This window comes from Ignavibacteria bacterium (assembly GCA_017303675.1).
In the GTDB taxonomy this organism is placed as follows: domain Bacteria; phylum Bacteroidota; class Ignavibacteria; order Tepidaquicellales; family OLB5; genus OLB5.
Map to the genome: position 1 here is coordinate 177,887 of JAFLBX010000002.1, position 18,346 is coordinate 196,232.

General features: G+C 38.5%; 22 protein-coding genes. 13 read left to right on the forward strand and 9 right to left on the reverse strand.

The window, feature by feature from the left end:
- Nucleotides 1–57: 57 nt before the first annotated feature.
- From J0M37_10035 to J0M37_10070, 8 genes are all read left to right on the forward strand, one after another.
- Nucleotides 58–1,314 (forward strand): bifunctional 3,4-dihydroxy-2-butanone-4-phosphate synthase/GTP cyclohydrolase II, encoded by a 1,257-nt coding sequence (locus tag J0M37_10035; GenBank protein ID MBN8585424.1) that lies wholly within the window; start codon nucleotides 58–60, stop codon nucleotides 1,312–1,314.
- A 6-nt stretch (nucleotides 1,315–1,320) separates the two neighbouring features.
- On the forward strand, nucleotides 1,321–1,806 hold the full coding sequence (gene greA, locus J0M37_10040) for a transcription elongation factor GreA (protein ID MBN8585425.1): 486 nt from the start codon (nucleotides 1,321–1,323) through the stop codon (nucleotides 1,804–1,806).
- 17 nt (nucleotides 1,807–1,823) lie between these two features.
- Nucleotides 1,824–2,738 carry an MCE family protein gene (locus J0M37_10045; protein ID MBN8585426.1) on the forward strand — a complete coding sequence of 305 codons (915 nt, stop codon included), beginning with the start codon at nucleotides 1,824–1,826 and terminating at the stop codon, nucleotides 2,736–2,738.
- 66 nt (nucleotides 2,739–2,804) lie between these two features.
- Nucleotides 2,805–4,559 carry a gamma-glutamyltransferase gene (gene ggt / locus J0M37_10050; GenBank protein ID MBN8585427.1) on the forward strand — a complete coding sequence of 585 codons (1,755 nt, stop codon included), beginning with the start codon at nucleotides 2,805–2,807 and terminating at the stop codon, nucleotides 4,557–4,559.
- A 92-nt stretch (nucleotides 4,560–4,651) separates the two neighbouring features.
- The gene (locus J0M37_10055; GenBank protein MBN8585428.1) at nucleotides 4,652–5,011 is read left to right on the forward strand and encodes a hypothetical protein; all 360 of its coding nucleotides are present in this window, start codon (nucleotides 4,652–4,654) and stop codon (nucleotides 5,009–5,011) included.
- Nucleotides 5,012–5,025: 14 nt separating this feature from the next.
- Nucleotides 5,026–5,397 (forward strand): hypothetical protein, encoded by a 372-nt coding sequence (locus tag J0M37_10060; GenBank protein ID MBN8585429.1) that lies wholly within the window; start codon nucleotides 5,026–5,028, stop codon nucleotides 5,395–5,397.
- Between the two features lie 4 nt (nucleotides 5,398–5,401).
- On the forward strand, nucleotides 5,402–6,223 hold the full coding sequence (locus J0M37_10065; GenBank protein MBN8585430.1) for a succinylglutamate desuccinylase/aspartoacylase family protein: 822 nt from the start codon (nucleotides 5,402–5,404) through the stop codon (nucleotides 6,221–6,223).
- A gap of 44 nt (nucleotides 6,224–6,267) precedes the next feature.
- Nucleotides 6,268–6,648, forward strand: a complete 381-nt coding sequence (locus J0M37_10070) for a protease inhibitor I42 family protein (protein MBN8585431.1) — start codon at nucleotides 6,268–6,270, stop codon at nucleotides 6,646–6,648.
- Nucleotides 6,649–6,821: 173 nt separating this feature from the next.
- Here J0M37_10070 and J0M37_10075 read toward each other — a convergent pair whose 3' ends face one another.
- From J0M37_10075 to J0M37_10115, 9 genes are all read right to left on the reverse strand, one after another.
- Nucleotides 6,822–7,370: a rhodanese-like domain-containing protein gene (locus J0M37_10075; GenBank protein MBN8585432.1), complete on the reverse strand. Its 549-nt coding sequence runs from the start codon at nucleotides 7,368–7,370 to the stop codon at nucleotides 6,822–6,824.
- Between the two features lie 72 nt (nucleotides 7,371–7,442).
- Entirely contained in the window at nucleotides 7,443–8,039 is a 597-nt protein-coding gene (locus J0M37_10080; protein MBN8585433.1) for a DUF1211 domain-containing protein, read from the reverse strand.
- Nucleotides 8,040–8,059: 20 nt separating this feature from the next.
- Nucleotides 8,060–8,362 carry a helix-turn-helix transcriptional regulator gene (locus J0M37_10085; protein MBN8585434.1) on the reverse strand — a complete coding sequence of 101 codons (303 nt, stop codon included), beginning with the start codon at nucleotides 8,360–8,362 and terminating at the stop codon, nucleotides 8,060–8,062.
- A complete protein-coding gene (locus tag J0M37_10090) occupies nucleotides 8,346–8,687 on the reverse strand; it encodes a type II toxin-antitoxin system RelE/ParE family toxin (GenBank protein ID MBN8585435.1) in 342 nt (113 codons plus the stop codon). Before J0M37_10090 ends, J0M37_10085 begins: the two co-directional genes overlap by 17 nt.
- Before the next feature lie 70 nt (nucleotides 8,688–8,757).
- Nucleotides 8,758–9,162: a hypothetical protein gene (locus tag J0M37_10095; GenBank protein MBN8585436.1), complete on the reverse strand. Its 405-nt coding sequence runs from the start codon at nucleotides 9,160–9,162 to the stop codon at nucleotides 8,758–8,760.
- 333 nt (nucleotides 9,163–9,495) lie between these two features.
- Entirely contained in the window at nucleotides 9,496–10,104 is a 609-nt protein-coding gene (locus J0M37_10100) for a hypothetical protein (GenBank protein ID MBN8585437.1), read from the reverse strand.
- A 179-nt stretch (nucleotides 10,105–10,283) separates the two neighbouring features.
- The gene (locus J0M37_10105) at nucleotides 10,284–11,369 is read right to left on the reverse strand and encodes a phage holin family protein (GenBank protein ID MBN8585438.1); all 1,086 of its coding nucleotides are present in this window, start codon (nucleotides 11,367–11,369) and stop codon (nucleotides 10,284–10,286) included.
- 43 nt (nucleotides 11,370–11,412) lie between these two features.
- Nucleotides 11,413–12,213: a hypothetical protein gene (locus J0M37_10110; protein ID MBN8585439.1), complete on the reverse strand. Its 801-nt coding sequence runs from the start codon at nucleotides 12,211–12,213 to the stop codon at nucleotides 11,413–11,415.
- 225 nt (nucleotides 12,214–12,438) lie between these two features.
- Nucleotides 12,439–13,446, reverse strand: coding sequence for an SPFH domain-containing protein (locus tag J0M37_10115; GenBank protein MBN8585440.1), 1,008 nt, complete (start codon nucleotides 13,444–13,446; stop codon nucleotides 12,439–12,441).
- 264 nt (nucleotides 13,447–13,710) lie between these two features.
- Here J0M37_10115 and J0M37_10120 point away from each other — a divergent pair, with 264 nt between their 5' ends.
- The 5 genes from J0M37_10120 to J0M37_10140 all read left to right on the forward strand — a co-directional run bounded on the left by J0M37_10120 (nucleotide 13,711) and on the right by J0M37_10140 (nucleotide 18,196).
- Nucleotides 13,711–15,132 carry an amino acid permease gene (locus tag J0M37_10120; GenBank protein ID MBN8585441.1) on the forward strand — a complete coding sequence of 474 codons (1,422 nt, stop codon included), beginning with the start codon at nucleotides 13,711–13,713 and terminating at the stop codon, nucleotides 15,130–15,132.
- Nucleotides 15,133–15,355: 223 nt separating this feature from the next.
- A complete protein-coding gene (locus tag J0M37_10125) occupies nucleotides 15,356–15,715 on the forward strand; it encodes a GIY-YIG nuclease family protein (GenBank protein ID MBN8585442.1) in 360 nt (119 codons plus the stop codon).
- Nucleotides 15,716–16,018: 303 nt separating this feature from the next.
- Entirely contained in the window at nucleotides 16,019–16,426 is a 408-nt protein-coding gene (locus J0M37_10130; GenBank protein ID MBN8585443.1) for a hypothetical protein, read from the forward strand.
- Nucleotides 16,427–16,597: 171 nt separating this feature from the next.
- Nucleotides 16,598–17,452 carry a hypothetical protein gene (locus tag J0M37_10135; GenBank protein ID MBN8585444.1) on the forward strand — a complete coding sequence of 285 codons (855 nt, stop codon included), beginning with the start codon at nucleotides 16,598–16,600 and terminating at the stop codon, nucleotides 17,450–17,452.
- Nucleotides 17,453–17,464: 12 nt separating this feature from the next.
- On the forward strand, nucleotides 17,465–18,196 hold the full coding sequence (locus tag J0M37_10140) for a hypothetical protein (GenBank protein ID MBN8585445.1): 732 nt from the start codon (nucleotides 17,465–17,467) through the stop codon (nucleotides 18,194–18,196).
- Nucleotides 18,197–18,346: the final 150 nt, after the last annotated feature.

Sequence of the window (18,346 nt, forward strand, 5' to 3'; positions counted from 1 at the left end):
ATCCTTAATTTTGAGGAAAGCAATTGTGGCGTTTTAAATGATCGCCACATTTTATTTATGAAACTCGAGAAAGTAAAAACTCAAGGCAGCGGCAAATTTAAGTTCAGCACTATTGAATCAGCCATTGCCGATTTTAAAAAAGGCAAGTGCGTTATTGTTGTTGATGATGAGGACAGGGAAAATGAGGGAGACCTTATTTACTCCGCTGAAAAATCAACACCTGAGCTTGTTAATTTCCTTATAAAATATACTAGCGGCGTTATATGCGTGCCGGTTGAAGATGAAAGGCTTAAAGAGCTTAAGCTTGATATGATGACTGCGCATAATACTGCGCTGCATGAAACCGCATTTACAGTAAGTGTTGATTATGTTCACGGCACATCAACAGGAATTTCAGCATCAGACAGGAACAAAACCATACTTGCGCTTGTAAATAAAAAAACAAAGCCCGAAGACCTTGGCAGACCGGGACATGTTTTTCCGCTGCGGGCTTTTCCGGGAGGTGTTTTAAGGCGCGCCGGACATACTGAAGCAGCTGTAGATCTGGCTAAGCTTGCAGGACATTACCCGGCGGGAGTGCTCTGTGAGATTATTAAAAAAGACGGCGAAATGGCAAGAGTGCCCCAGCTTTTTGAGCTTGCCAAAAAGCTTAAGCTGAAAATAATTACCATTAAAGATCTTATCAACTACAGGCTTGAACGCGAAGTATTGATCGAAAAGATCGTTGATGTTAACCTTCCCACTAAACACGGGGCTTTCAGGCTGCATATGTTCAAAAACCTGATAGATAACAAGGAGCATCTTGCGCTTGTTAAAGGTGAAATTGACCCGAATAAGCCGATACTTGTTCGTGTGCATTCGGAATGTTTGACCGGCGATCTGCTTGGTTCATTAAGGTGTGATTGCCAGGACCAGCTGATAAAATCGCTGAAGATAATTGAACATGAAAAGAACGGCATTGTTCTTTACATGAGGCAGGAAGGAAGGGGCATTGGACTTGCTAACAAGCTTAAAGCATACAAGCTTCAGGATGAAGGCAAAGATACCGTTGAAGCCAATGAAGCGCTGGGGTTTAAAGCTGACCTGCGTGATTACGGAATAGGTGCGCAGATATTGCGGAACCTTGGAGTTAAAAAAATGATTTTGTTAACAAATAACCCCAAAAAGGTAGTTGGATTAAAAGGGTACGGTCTTGAGATCGTAAAGCGCATTCCCATTGAAATACCTGCTAATTCAGTAAACGAAAAATATTTAAAAACCAAAAGAGATAAACTGGGACATCTACTGTTAATCAACAAAAATCAGGAGAATTAAATTATTATGGATTCAAACAACAAAGGATTTGTATACTTAACCAAAGACAGGCTGCATGAGCTTGAAACCGAGCTTAACGATCTCAAGCTTAGGGGAAGAAAAGATATCGCCGAAAAAATTGCCGAAGCAAGAGCTCACGGCGATCTGAGCGAAAATGCCGAGTACGATGCTGCGAAGCATCAGCAGGAGCAGCTCGAAATGCGTATTGCAAAATTCGAAGAAATGCTCTCAAGGGTAAAGATCATCTCAGCTGATGAGCTTCCTAATGATAAAATTTATATTCTCCATAACGTAAAGCTGAAAGACCTTAAAACAAAGGAGGAATTCACTTACAAGCTTGTTTCCCCCGAAGAAGCTGATCTTGAACAGGATAAGATATCTGTTACTTCTCCCATTGGCAAATCTCTGCTTGGAAAAAAGAAAAATGAAGAAGTGGAAATTATTGTCCCGGCCGGAAAATTGAAATATAAAATTGTGGATTTTACTAAGTAACATAAGAATCATTCAAAATGGATAAAGATAAAAGAACTCTTTTAAAAGTCGGTATTACTATTGTGCTTTCCCTGATAATTTTATTATGGGGAATAGCTTTTTTAAAAGATCTTAAATTCGGACTCGAAACAAATGAGCTTGTTGTTTACTTCTCAGATGTTAACGGCTTAAAGGAAGGTGATCCTGTCAGCGTGAACGGCGTTACCAAAGGCAAGATCACAAAAATTGAGCTTGCTCCGGGTGATTCTGTAAAAGTCGATTTTTCTTTATCCAAAGAAGTTACTTTAAGGAAAGATTATGATGTTTCAGTGGCTATGATAGAGCTTATGAGCGGCAAACAGATCTATATAAAACCCGGTGTATCCAAAGAGGTTGCAGATATCACGAAACCTCTTGTTGGAGCTAAGACTAACGATATAGTGGGCTTAATAGGCACTATGAATGAAGTAGGTGAAGATGTAAAGCTGATTACCCGAAAGCTTGATACTGCAATGACCAAAATGACAGTTACAGTTGATAACATAAATTCCATCGTTGGCGATGACGGACTGAAATCAAATATTAAAGGCGCGGCAAGCAATTTTAACCTGGCTTCACGTAATCTTAATCTGATGCTTGCAGATACAAGGAACAGCATAAACTCGCTTACAGTTAAGCTGAACAATATTGCCACAAATGTTGATAATACCGTTACCGATACCAAGCCTGAGATCAAAGAAACCATGCAGGATGTCAGGGTCTTAACGGCAAGACTTGATTCACTTACAATTAATCTAAATAATCTTGTCCTTGGTGCGAATGATTCCAATTCAACTGTAGGCAAGCTGCTTACCGAAGATGAAATGTACGATAATATCAATAAGGCTCTGCTTAATATCAATAAGCTTGTAAAAAAGATAGAAAAAGACGGCATAAGATTAAAACTATTCTGATCGTATTAACTGATTAATATTTTTTTTTAATATCTTTGTAACTAACTCAACTTATTTCTGCAATACATGGTGAGAAAAAACCTGGGTATTCTTGTTACAACAGCGCTGATAGTATTATTCCTGTATTATGCATCCCAGTTCAATAACCCTTTAAACGGATCACAAAAGAAAATTACTGATATTAATTACCGCTCTGATGTAACAGGCACCAGCGGTATGGTGGTTTCTGCGAGTAAATATGCTTCGCAGGTTGGAATTGATATACTCAAAAACGGCGGTAATGCAGTTGATGCTGCCGTTGCAATGGGCTTTGCTTTGACTGTAACTTACCCGCAGGCAGGCAATATCGGCGGCGGGGGATTCATGGTCATTAAAACCAAAGATAAGATCACCACTATTGACTACCGCGAAAAAGCACCTGCCGGCTCAACCCGCAATATGTTCCTTGATGATAAAGGGAACTTCCTGCCTGAAAAAAGCCAGGTCGGGCATCTTTCAGCGGGAGTGCCCGGTGCAGTTGCAGGAATGCTTTATGCACTTGAAAAATACGGCTCTATGAAGCGTGAAGATGTTCTTGCTCCCTCAATAATGCTTGCCGAAGACGGATTCGAAATGGAAGACCGCCTTGCTGAATCTCTTAACTCAAACTATGATCTTTTCAGTAAATTCCCGTCTTCAAAAAAAGTGTTTACAAAAGGTGGACTCAATTTTTCTGCCGGCGAGCTTTTTATACAAAAAGATCTTGCCAATACTTTAAAGCTTATAAGTATTCACGGCAGGGATGGGTTTTACTCAGGCATTACCGCTGAGCTAATTGTGGCTGAAATGCAGCGTGGCGGTGGAATCATTACAGCCGGTGACCTGCTTGCCTACCAGCCGGTTGAAAGAGAGCCGGTTCATACAAATTATAAAGGCTATGACGTTTATTCAATGGCTCCGCCAAGCAGCGGCGGTATTGCGTTAATTCAGCTGTTGAATATGATAGAAAAAGAATCTATACCAAACAGAAATGATGTTTATTACGGTATCAAAGAACAATCAAATTATTACCATACTGTTATTGAAAGCATGAAAAGGGTATATGCCGATAGAAGCGAGCATCTTGGCGACCCTGATTTCTGGAAGGTCCCTGTTAATGAGCTTATAAAAAAAGAATATGCCAAAGAGCGCAGAAATGATATCGGTGATAACTCAACACCGGCGAATGAAATAAAACCGGGTGTGTTTGTAAAGGAATCAGACCAGACAACACATTACAGCGTAATTGATAAAGACGGCAATATGGTTAGTGTAACAACTACTCTGAACAATACATATGGCTCAGGTGTTGTAGTAGATGGTGCAGGATTTTTACTTAATGATGAAATGGATGATTTCGCTTCAAAGCCGGGTGAGCCTAATATGTTCGGGCTGATTGGCAATGAAGCAAATGCAATTGTGCCGGGTAAACGTATGCTGAGCTCAATGACCCCAACAATCATTTTAAAGGATGGTAATCCTTTTTTGGTTATCGGCTCACCCGGCGGCGGCCGCATAATTACATCAGTTTTTACTTCAATCGTAAATATTATCGATTTTAAGATGTCGCTTGATTCCGCAATTGACAGGCCGCGCTTTCATCACCAGTGGCAGCCTGAATACCTGCAGTATGAAGCAGGCGCAATTGATGATGAAGTAATGGCTAAGCTTACAGAAAAAGGGCACCAGGTAAAACAGATCCCTGATTACGGCAGAGTGGAAGGTATTCTAATTGACTGGAAAAATAAAACATATTACGGTCACAGTGACCGCCGCGGATACGGCGCTGCTATTGGATATTAATATGTATTCCAAACCGGCGTGCTGTAATATATTACCTGTTAACAAATATTGGAATTTTCAGAAATTGTTTTAATTGTAAATTAATCTGTATTATGACGAAAATTATTAAATTGAAAGTGTTTTTTGTTGTATTATTCCTTGCTTTAATATTTCCGGGGATTGTTTTAAGCAGCGATTTTCTTTTTATTGATAAAGGAGATACCGAGGAATATGAAATAGCTGCAGATACTTACCAGGGTTATGAATGGGTCGTTTCAACTATAATTGACCCTTCTATTGTGAAATACGAAGGTAAAGAATTTGATTATGGTGAAAAAAACACTGATTTGTCTGTTCAGAAAATAAAATTCAAAGGACTCAAAAAAGGGAAAACTACTGTGACCTTACAGTATATCAAACAGGGTGATATGGTTCCTAAAAAAACAAAAACTATTACAATAAAAGTATATTGAAATTATCAACGGGTATGAAGAAAATATTTTTATTACATCTTATTATCGCAACTGCCGTATTTATATTGTCATGTTCCGGATTAAAGGAAATTGAAAATTACAAAGGTGAAAATATTTCTATGGGGGTTGGTGAGTATTCCGTTGTAAAAATGCCTGCGGATACAAAAGCCGGGTATGACTGGAATATATCTGCTAACAGCGATCCAACAATTGCTAAATATGAGAGCAGGGAAAAGCTTTCGGGTGAAAATAATTCATCCGCTGATACCCTTCTTATCAAATTTAAAGGATTGAAAAAGGGTAAAACAATTATTACATTGAATTATGTAAAAAAAGGGGATTTTCTTGCCAAGAAAACAAGAACTGTTAACATTACAGTGTATTAATTTAGTGAACTATAAAAAAATAATATTATCAGCTTTAATTATTATTACCTGGTGCGGAAATGTTTTCGCATTCAGCGATACTTCTTCCAATAATGTACCGGGGCAATATACTTATATAAGGCAGGATTACTTTGGCTTAAATGATGAATACGAAACACCATTTTTTATCTTCAAAGGCAAAAAATCCGGACCCGTAATGATGCTCGATGGCGGAATTCACGGAGATGAAATTGCTTCTTATATGGCGTGTGATTCCATAGTAAAATATCTCAATCTTTATTCAGGCACGCTTATTGTCATTCCGCGTACAAATATTAAAGCTTGCCAGCAGAATACAAGACAGGTTAATTTTGATTTTAACCATGCATTTCCGGGTGATATTACCGCCGAGCTTTTTGAGTACAGGCTGGCATATGAGTTCATGTGGATGGTAGATTCAGTGAAGCCTGATCTTATTATAAATCTGCATGAGGCAAGGACCAAATGGTCACCTAAAGCGTTAACTGACCCGGAAAAAGCTTATGGCCAGATCGTAATATCATGCCTGCAGCCGTTCGAAGAACTTTTGGTAAGATCAGTTGATAATATGAATAAACGCATCCCGGAAGGTGATTACCAATTCCATACCCATTATTATTCATACCGCGATCACAGCTCGCTCGATAATTTTGTTTCAAAGTTCAATATTAAATCATATACTGTTGAAACATACCGCGGCTTCGATATAGATGCCCGCGTTAAGCTGCAGCTTATAGCTGCACTGCAGTTTATGGAGGAGATAGGGCTGGAATTCAGCTTTCCAGCTCATTTAACAGCTTTTCAGTAATATTACATTGACTTGGGGTAATTCAATAATTTAATTTAAACAGCATGAAAAAAATAATAAACTCAGCAGCAGCATTAGTACTTTTGCTTGCCGCGGTTATTTCCTACTCACAGGAAAAAACTTACACCGAAACCAATTCTGAGATCGCAGCATCAGTTGGTGAAAACTTCACAATTTCACTTGAATCAAATCAGTCAACAGGCTATTCATGGTCAGTAGGTATGGTAAGCGATAACGCGCAGGTTGTAATTGCGGGCATGGATTATGATCTGCCCGAAGGCTCAACAACTGGGCAGGGCGGAGCTGAAGTATGGCATTTAAAGGCAGTCGCTCCCGGTTCAGTTAAGCTTTTATTCTATTACGCAAGGTCATGGGAAAAAGACGCTCCTGCTAAAACAGTAACATTTAACGTTTCAATAAAGTAATAAAAAAAATGCTTCCCAAACAATAGTTTGGGAAGCATCTAAGCTGTCATGCCCGCGAAGGCGGGCATCCAGACGAAAATCTATGTGATACTTTTACTAACTGGACTAATATATGTTTCGCAATTCTTTGATAACTATGTTTCCCAAACTCCAGTTTGGGAAACAATAGTACTTTACTTAACAGATGTTCCTTCAAACTTAATCCTTGGGTCGCTCACACTTAAAATTTCATTCAGCTCATAAACATTCTTATACCCATATCCATAAAGATTTAGATATGTTGGTATATTCAGTGCTAAAGTAATTCCCTTATCTCCGCCGCCTTTTATATCGAAATTAACCGGAATTGACATCTTGGTCGGGAAATACTTTTCATCGTCAGAAAAATTATTATTACAATATATCAGGATCTTGGTATCAAAAGAAGGAATTATCTCCACCAGTGTTTCCTGTGTAAAATCTGAAAAATTAAGATTAACTGCTCCATTAACATGTTTGCTGTTATACATAGTGTTTGATCTCGCATCCAGTATTATCACATTTTCCTGTTCTGACATTTTTACAAAATCTTCTACAGATAAAAGCCTTTCCATTCTGTGCTCTTTGACATCAGCCATCAATTTTTCGTAATCGTCAAAGCTTACAAAAGGTGATTTTTCCTGTGCGCAAGCTGTGAAAGTGTACAGCGCTAATAAAACTAAGATTAAATTGATTTTTCTCATTTTTTGGGGAATTTAATTGATATTAAGGGTTATAGTGAGCTTAAAGGTGTTTTGTTCCCTGTATATTAAAAATTATGACTTTTCTTTGATGCCGTAAATTGTCTTTTCTATCCTTTTATCGGGAATTAGCCATATCAGCGCGACAAGTACATATAATCCCCCCGCAGCCCACTGGCTTATATCAAAAAAAGAAAGGATTATTCCTGCAATATACAGGATCGGTGACGCTTTGCCTTTGATATCATTGCCAATAGCTTTTTTAAGCAATGATTCGTTTCCGTGAAGCTTCAGTATCATGCTTTGAAGTATAAAATAAGCTATCGCAGCCATTAACAGGTCAATACCATATAATGTCAATGTTAACGGGGCAAAATGGTTCTCTGCCATCCAGCCTGTTGTGAACGGAACCAGGCTGAGCCAGAATAACAGGTGCATGTTTGCCCACAAAATACCGCCTGATACATGCTTAACAGTATGAAGCATATGATGGTGGTTATTCCAGTATATCCCGATATAAATAAAGCTGAGTACATAACTTAAAAAGTATGGATAGATCGGCGCAAGATCGTTTAATGTTGTACCATGAGGTACCTTAAGCTCAAGTACCATAATTGTGATAATTATCGCAAGTACACCGTCACTGAATGCTTCTAATCTGTTTTTAGTCATATGTGGTTGTTTGGCTGTTGTTATAACGAAACTGAAAGATTCAGTTTCCCGCCTAAGCCCTTTTCGACAATTTTCATTAGAGTTGAAATCCTAACTTCTTTAACATCGTTTTCAATTTTTGAAATATATGATTTTGTTGTTCCTATTTTATCGGCAAGCTCGCCCTGGGTCAAACCTTTTTTAAGTCTTGCTTGCTGCAGTATAATTCCAAGCCGAAAGGATTCATAACTCTTCTCAAATTTGTCACGTTTTGCTGTCCCTCTTTTGCCGTATTGTTCTTCTATATGCTGGTCCAGTGATTTTAGTTTATTTTTCTGTTTCATATTCTTTTTTTATCTTTAATGCTTTTTCAATTTCTGATTTCGGAGTTTTTTGCGTTTTCTTCTGAAAACCGCTTGTTACAATAATTAAGTTACCTTTGTCAAAAAAACAAAATATGCGGTATATGTTGCTGCTTTGCTTTACTCTAATTTCATACAATCCATCAGTATTTGTAAGGTGCTTAAAATATTCTTCCGGAATAGATCTTTGTGATTCAATTAGCTTAAGTGTCCAAATTATCTTATCTTTTACTTTATTGCTTTGTTTACTTAAAAAATCAGTAAAATAGCTCTTATAAAAATAAATAGTTCTGATCTTATCATTCATCAATTGTAAATATAATCAAAGTTGCACTATAGTGCAACTCAAAAATTATCGATAAAATGAACCCAAAATGCTAATCAAATCTCCAGCCTTTCAGAATATTGATAACTACACTATCTTTATTGTAATATACTTCAGAATAGTACCAAGCCAGATCTGTTGGAATCCAAAAACTATTTGATTTAAATAACAGCTTTCCGTCACTTGTATAGTTATGTTTTGTTGATAAAGTATATGTATCATATTCGTCAGACAAGGGTTTACCAATAATTCTTTGTACTTCTGTCATATGCATTCCTTGCTTAACCGAGTCAAATTTATCGGGTGAATACTCAGTAGCCATTTTAGTATCAGCGTAAGGTGCAAAAATATTATATCCTTCACCAAGCATTAGCCTTGTAATAAATACAACAATATAAATTAAAAATAAAAATGTAGGAATTGATATTATTTTATAAATAAAGGAGTTTTTGTCCATCTTAGTTTAGTAGTAAATTTGATAGTGCAAAAAAAGAATAACTTAAAGAATGAATTGAGAATAAAATTATAACAGCAATTTTAAAGTATTTGTAGGGATATTGTTTGTAGATGTTTTGTAAATAGGGATAAATAGTTATACAAATTAATACGAATAATACTGAAAAGAATAATAATGTTACATAATAAGTATAACAAATAACGGAAAAAGAAATTGTGTCAGGTTTCCTGGATAAAATAAAAACAGTTGTAGAATAAGTGGCTAAAACGTATAACAGGATATTTGATAACATTACGGAAAAATTGAATTTTTAAACCGTAGACTATTCTCTCCCTAAGCCACCTCAATCCCTAAAACAGCATCTTTCAGCCTGCCGTTAGGCTGTTTGTAGAACGGTACGCCAAGTACCTGGTAGCTTTTTACGTTAATATCGTAATTGATATTCCTTACTGTATCGCTTTTCTCTGCTTCTATTGAAAGGAATAGGAACTCCGCTATTTTTTTCGCGTCTTCCTTTGAAAAATTGAAGCCTGTAAGCTTTACATTATACTTCTGCGGTGAAGGAACCGCGTTCTTTAATGTATAATTTACGCCTATTTCCTTAGCGGATTCTATCGGCATCCAGAATGCGGGTACGTAGAACTTTACGTCGCCTTCTGTTTTATTTCCGCCGCCGAAAAGGTTCGATATCCATCCGCCGGATGAGTCACGTGAATGTATCTTAACAAATGCGTCAACAAGCCAGAACCCTTTGTAAACCATTTCGCCATCTCCTTTAACAAGGGGAGCGGCAAAGTTCACTTCTATCGGAACCAGCTCATCATTAATTATTTCCCAGCCGTTTCCGCAGCTTGAGCAATACACAATGCTGTCATTCATTTCGACGGTTAAACCGCTGTCACATGATTTGCATTTTACAGCTATTAATTTAAAATCTTCCATGATATTCAATCCTGAAAAGTGCGCTTGCCTGCCGAAACTTTAGTGTAGGCAAGAAGGATCCCATTCGGAGACCCACAATTATTATTTATTACTATTTAAAATATCGTTTAAAATTGATAAGACCCTTCGCTAACTTCCTTCGCGTTCGCGAAGTAAGTCATATCGCTCAGGGTTTGAAGCTATCTCCTCAAAAAGCTCGAAGCAATGCTTGCTACATCAACAGCATTAATGCCTGAAGCCATACTTTTTACCGTATTGGTGCTTTTGCTGCCAAAGAAGCCTTTCTTTGGCGGAGCAACAATACCCGTACCTTCTTCAATTTCACCGCCATACCTGAACTTCTTATATCCCCACATCATAATAATTATACCGAATATCAGCGAAAATGCGTAAACCACCAGCGCAGCTTCTGCGCTGTCACTATCACCTACTATCCCGAAAATACCGAAGAAAGTAACAAGGTATGAACCCACTGCTGTTCCGAAAATTCCCGCAACTGCGCGGTATAGATTATTGCCCGGCGCTTTACCGTAACAGATCGTGCCGTCTTCACCGTCAACAACTACCTGGTAAGTTCTGCCCTTGAAAATATACCTCACAACCCAAAGAGGGTAGTATACTATCGAAACATTCGGCCTTACAAGATCGTTATGCTGAAATGTTATCTGGTCAACTTTAACTGAATTCACAGCTTCGCTTACGAACTGTTCCTTTGCAATATCGGTAACTTCACGTTCTGATGAAATAATATTGAAGAGCATTCCTTCTGACTGAAGCTCCTCAAAATTTATAGGACGCATTTCATCGCCTGCAAGGTTTACCTTGCGCACGCCAAGCTCAGCAACATCGCATGCCGCAAAAGTCCTGTCAAACGGCTTCTGAATTTTACGCTCAACATCAACGTAATATGTGGTTGTTCTTCCGTTTACTGTTTGTGTGCGGCGTTCTTTGCCGAATACCCAGCCGATAACATCAGCCCTTACACGCCAGTAGGGAATGTAAACAAGGAATGCATCATCAAGCTTAGCCTGGTTCTTTAACCCGCGCGCTTTTGCAAGCCCTTTTCCAAGCCAGTTGAACATATTCTGTATAGCTATATTACGCTGTACTTTACGGGGAACGTAATATTTTACAACGCCGTCCACTCCTTTTGTTAAAAGCAGTGTGCCGCAATACTTGCAGTTAAAGGTTTTTACCCCTTCTCTCAGATCAAGCTCGCCTGCACAGGCGGGACACGTTATTCCTTTTAATACTTTTTCAGCCAATTTTTATTAATTGAAAATTGTTAATTGCTAATTGTTTATTAGTTTATACTTTCTTCGCTATCACGTATGCCATTACTATCAATGGTACCGATACAAGCCCGAATGCAAAGATCTTAAAGAATTCTGCAGTAAGTAATGCTTCTTCCATGCTGTCATTCAGCACAAAACCCAGCACATAACATATAATGCTGGTTATGACAAATGCTGCTATACTTAAGCCGAAGAGTATCCTGAACGGAGCTTCGCTTTTTGCCGGGTAAATGTTGGAATACACCTGCCCTGAAGAAGCTTCAACAAGCGCCGTATAGCTTTGCCCGCCGAAATTATAATAGAACTGGTAGAATGGTATATGTACCAGCGCAGCTTCCTTTACTATATCAAGGCTTACGCCTGAACCCTGCAGCCATGCCTGTGCTGAATCATAAAGCACATCAGGCTTAACTATTTCATGGGCATTGTGTACGTTTTTATCATAGAACTTCAAAGCACCGGCAGGGATCTGAAGCTTTTTAATTTCAGATACTGATGTGCTTGCAGCAGGCTGAAGGAAAATCTTATCGCCTGAGCCGTCCTTGGTCTTAAAATACCAGACAGGGAAGTAATAAAACTCGCTTTTAACTATCTGCGCCTTCTGGTCAAGATCTTTTACGGTATGGTTACCTGACATCCAGCGTTTTAAATTGCCTTCTGCCTCGTTTGGTTTGAAGTTTGAATGGATAAGGTAATGGAAAACTACTTTTCTTTTATCTAAGAATAAAGCCGATGCACAAAACGGACATTCTATAAAAGTTTCATCCTGTTGTACAGTAACATCAGCCCCGCATTGTGTACATTTTATTTGCATTTTTCAACTCTGAGTTCAAGCGAAGAGTCTCTTCGCTATTAACTTAAAACATTAATAAAAAATCTTAATTACCACGAACTTCAGGTCGTGGTTAAAAGTACCAAAAAATATCCGGGGCTTCAGCCCCTAAGTGAAAGCACTAATTCAGAATAGATGATTTTCAATGCTATGAGATCCTTCGCCCCGCCTCAAACTTCGTTTTCAGCGGGACTCAGAATTCATATTTTATAATTTTGAAAGCAGGTCTTTTTTCTTAGCGTCAAATTCTTCCTGTGTCAGTGCACCTGCATCCTTCAGCTTTGCAAGCTTTTCTATGGTTGCAAGCACGTCATCCTGTGACTGCTGAACAGGTGGATTGTTCTGCTGCTGCTGCTGGTTTTGCGGCTGCTGCTGATTCATAGAACCCATCATCATATTAGCCATTGTCATACCGGCGCCAAGACCTACACCAATGCCTGCTGCTCCGCCTGAACCTTCATTCTCAGCAGCTTTTTCCATAGCCATAGCTGTTTTGAACTTCATATAGTTGTCCAGGTTTCCGATCGCGCCCATTGAGCTTCTTTCGTTGATCTTTTCCTGTACTTCATCCGGCGGAACTATTCCGACTATAATAAGATCGGTAAGCTCTATACCCATTGAATTGAAGAAATCTGTAACTTCAGCTTTTATGCCTGTTTCTATCTGCGGGTAGTACTGCCCAAGGTCAAATACTGTTTTCAGGTTCTTGCCAAGTACAGTGTTCAGCCTTGATACAATTGAATCCCTTAAGTAGTCTTCAATTTCATTGGTGGTATATTTACCCTGTGTACCAACTATTTCGTTAATAAAAAGCTGGGGATCTTTAACTCTCATAGAGAATTTACCCGAAGCCCTTAACTGTACGAATGATAATTCAGTATCACGGAAGTTAATAGGTGATTTGGTTCCCCATTTAAGATCAATGAACTTCTTCATTGATACATAATACACCTGTGCCTGGAACGGTGAGTTAAACCCGAAAGGCAGTGAAAGCAGCTTTGTTAAGAACGGGATATTTGCCGTTGTTAATGTGTGGCGGCCTGCGCCGAAAACATCAAGCGCTTTTCCGTCTTTGTAAAATACCGCTGTCTGGGAATCCTGCACAATAAGCTGCGCACCCATTTTAATATCTGTTGAACCTGCTTGCGGTTCACGGTGAACAAGCTCTTTGCCTGATTCATCAAAAAACTGGATTATTTCTAATGCATTACCCATTTTGTTGTTTCCTTCTATATTGTTTAATTTATTCTTTTTCTATTAATTTATTTTTGTAAAATTAATCATTTGCTTATTTAAATACAATTATCCAACCGCCGATTTTACAATTTGTTTCAGGAAAAATTTAGCCTTTTGTTTCAGGTTTATACAGCCATTCGATCAGAAATTGCAAATTATTACTTAATTCTTTGTGGGAATATATCAAAATTGCTATTAAAATTAAACATTTGTATTTTGCAGGGTTAAAATAATTGCACTAAAATGGAACAAAAGCATTCTTTAGTCAGAAAACTCGGCTTGTTTACTGCCGTTACTATCGTAATTGGCTCTATGATCGGCTCGGGAATTTTCAAGAAATCCGCATCGATGTCCGGGGAGCTGGGCGCGCCGGGAATTATTCTGGCAATTTGGCTGATCGCAGGTATTATCAGTCTCATCGGGGCCTTAACCAACGCTGAAGTTGCAGGCATCCTGCCGCGAGCCGGGGGACAGTATGTGTACTTCCGTGAAATGTACGGTAACTTTACCGCCTATCTTTATGGCTGGGCAATATTTGCAGTAATACAGACCGGCTCTATAGCCTCAATTGCATATGTATTCAGCGGATATTTTGAATACTTTTTCCCAACACCCCACCTCTCCCCGGAATGGGAAGCATGGGGATTCTCACTCAAATGGGGTGAGCAGGTAATACTTGATCTTTACCCGCTTAAGGATATTGGATTAAAGATGCTTACCATCGCTCTTATAATGTTCCTTTCAACTGTGAATTTCTTCGGTGTTGCCTTCGGCGGCATTGTGCAGAATGTTTTTACTGTACTGAAAAATGTTGCCATAGCATTCATTGTTGTGCTGGCATTAACGGCAGGCGCGGGTTCAGTTGCGAACTTTTCGCCCTTTGTAAATTCAGCCTTCCAGTTTCCATCAGGCAGTCTGCTTGGGGGTATCGTTCTCGCACTCAGCGGAGCTTTTTGGGCTTATGACGGGTGGAATAACATCACATACCTTGGAGGTGAAGTAAAAGACGCTCAGCGCAACATTCCCAAAGCTATGATATTCGGTATGTCTTTTGTAATTCTTGTTTACCTGCTTGTAAATCTGGCGTATTTCTACGTTCTGCCGGCTGATGTGATGAAGGATTCATCCTTCCTTGCCGCTGATGTTATGAAACGCTCAGTGGGGGAGTGGGGCGGCGCGTTTGTGGCAATTGCCGTTCTGATTTCTACATTTGGTACCACAAACGGCACAATACTGGTAAGTGCCAGAGTATATTACGCAATGGCTAAAGATGGCCTGTTCTTTAAGAAGCTTGAAGACGTGCATCATAAATATAAAACCCCGGGTACTTCAATAATTATACAGGGAATTTGGGCCAGCTTGATCACTATGACGGGTACATTCGACCAGTTGACCGATATGCTTATATTTGTTTCATGGATATTCTACGGAATGGGCGCATACGGCGTGTTTGTGCTGCGCAAAAAGATGCCAAATGCGGAGCGTCCTTACAAAGCTTTCGGTTACCCGGTACTGCCGGCTTTCTTTGTGCTATTTTCAGCGTTCTTTGTCGGATTCAGCATCTGGTACAATGTCCGCAATGCTGTGTTCGGCATGCTGCTTGTTGCAATAGGTATACCACTGTATTATTATTTCAGAAAGCAGAAAAGCGAGGGAAAAGAATAGACGTCGAATTGAATCATTACTTCACCGCTTGTCATACCCGCGAATGCGGGTATCCAGAGGTAGATTTTTGTAAACTGCCAGTAGTTATGAAACAAAATAATCTTGTAGAAAGAAATGCTTCAGCTACATATAGGTTTTTTTCATTTCCCGGATCTATTATTCTTCATAATTTATCGTCTGGATGCCCGCCTGCGCAGGCATGATAGGATTACATTAATATTTGGTGCAAAAAACCTATTACATATATATCATTACCAATAAAAGAAACGGGACTTTGTATACCGGAATGACCAATGATCTGCTGTTAAGGATATATATTCATAAGCATAAATTCAACAAGGGTTTTTCTCATATATATGATCTTAACAAACTGGTTTATTTTGAAACTACGGATGATGCATATACAGCAATAAATAGAGAAAAACAAATAAAAAAATGGAATCGTGACTGGAAGTTACAATTGATTGAAAAATCGAATCCAGGTTGGAAAGATTTATATTTTGAAATAGGCGGGAAAGAATTTAGTGATTCTGCTGACTTTGATCTTTTGAAAGAGATTTACAGTAAAAAACTGAATAAGTGACAGCAGCTTCTGGTTTTTATTGTGTCCCGCTCGTCATACCCGCGAATGCGGGTATCCAGAGTTAGATTTAAGTATATTGCCAGTAGCTATGAAACAGAATTATCTTGTAGAAAGAAATGCTTCATCTACTTATGGGATTTTTTCATTTCCAGGATCTATTTTTTTTATTTATCGTCTGGATGTCCGCATGCGCGGGCATGACAAATGCGAAGAAACAGAAAATGAGATCGCTTGATTTATCAGTTTAAATCCGTGCAGATCCGCTTCATCAGTGTCGTCCGTGTTCCAATTTATTAACTAATTATGAATTCATCTAATCGCCTGAATTTATTACGAAAAATCCTCATCTACCTCCAGATACCGGTCTATATACTGGCGTTAAAGTTTGTGCTTTCGTTCTTTATCAAAATTGAAGGAGTATCAGAAAACATTGACAGTTTTTTTGACAGCTTTCTGTGGGTGTTCGTTATTTCATTTATGGCATCGGGAATAATTGCAGTGCTAATTTTGGTATTAGCTTACGCTAAAAAGAATATTCTGCTCTACGCTGTGTTATCAATAATTGCTCTTGCAGTTTTGTTCACATATTTATTTAAATTCGCGGGACACTGGATGTTCATTTCTATTCCGTTTATCGTGGTTTTGTACCACGCAGTTATATTTACTGTAAACAGCAGACCTGACGCTCCAAAAGATGTAAAAACCGCTTAAATTCGATAATTCCTTACTAATAATGTATATTTAGCGGAACTATTATTTTCACCGCTTATTGAGTAACCGCTTAACAATTAATTTTTCACAAGATACCCTTTCCCGTTTATTTCACAATAAATACAAGTTATATTTGGGTAACCTAATATCAGGTAAATTAATACTCATTTTATGAATATAAATAATTTATCTTCCATCCTCCTTGCAGCACTTTTTATCTTAAGTACCGCTTTCACATCCGTATCTTTCTCACAGGAAGAAGTTGTAATGGATTCAATTATCACAGGCGGCAAATACCGCATAACACTGTATACCGATAAAGAAATCATCGGTAAGGTAACAAAACAGGATTCCGTTTACGTTTACATGTCAACCGATGAAGGCACTGTCCGCATCCGTCATGAAGATATCTTCAGTGTATCAAAAAGCACAGTGCCAAGGCTAATGGCTGCAATGTTCACCCTGGGCGGAGGTATTCTATTGCGCGGTGGCGGTAATTATTACAACAGCTACAACGATGAAAATAAGCCGGGGTATTCGTTCCAGGTAACCGGATTATATCCTTTCAGTGAAAATAAAGCTATTCGCATTGATATCAGCTACAGCCGCTTCAACAGAACTATGTATGACTATTATTACTATTATACCTCACCGCCGGAAAATTCTAAACAGGATATTGATTTTTATAACGCCTATGCCCAAATAATTTTTGGAGATTTTAATACCCGCACTAATTTCAGTGTTTATGGAATTGCTGGTGTAGGGTTAATGCATATTAATGAGGGTGATTATAAATATACCTATTATAACTATTATGATTCAACCTACACAACACAGACCCGGAACGGCTACAATTATACCAATTTCAGCATGACAATAGGCGGTGGGCTTAGATTCAAGATTAATAACAGGCTCGGCATATTTACAGAAATTCAGTATAACATGACAGCATACGAGGGCTTTTTCTGGTTCTTCGGAGGCGGCAACTTCCCCATAAGAGGCGGTTTAACTTACACTTTCTTTTAAAGGAGCTGCCATATGAAAAATGCTGTTATTTTTACGGTGCTGTTCCTGCTGATGCCGGTAATTATTCAAGCTCAAACTTCCGATACACTTCGTGAAGGAAGAAATTGCAAAGTAGTTTTATATAACGGCTACCAGGCAGAAGGAACAATTACTGAGCGGGGAAGCGATACTGTAAAATTCAAAACAGATGTAATAATTCTTTCAATTCCGGTAAAGGATATTAAGTTCGTCATGAACCCGGAGTTTGAGCTCTCAGATATTGAAGAAATTGATACCCTTGATCATAACCGCATACCTGTTGTTGAAGAAAAGATTGATACAACTGCTGAATGTATTTTATATTTCCATAATAAGAAAGTATACAATAATGTACAGCTTATTGTTGATACTGATTCAACACTTAAGGTCATCAAAGGTGATCAATCAAAGATAATAAATATTGCCGGAATTCGGAAGATCGTTTTTAAACCACCGGCTCCATTTGGAAGAGGTTATCTGATCGGCTCGGGTATTGGTTTTTTGAGTGTGTTTATTCCTCTGGCATTATTTATTGACAAAGGGACAGAAAATTATAGCGGTATAGGTGCAGGTATTATATTCGGATTAGTATGTTCTGTTCCTGCCGGATTAATAGGAGGGATTGTAGGCGTCTTAAGTGCTTACGATGATGTTTACCTTTTTGATAACGGGATTTACCCGCAAAAGATCAAACGCATCAAACACGCAATGTCCAAACATTATTGAACGAATTCTAAATTGCTTTTGTAGAGACGTCCCGCCGGGACGTCTAAATAAATAATTCGATGTTGCCGAGCCCTTTCAGGGCTCGTGATAAATCGTTAAATTTCAAACGAAGCCTGAAAGGCTTCGACTACGAAGTTAAAAATCCCAAAG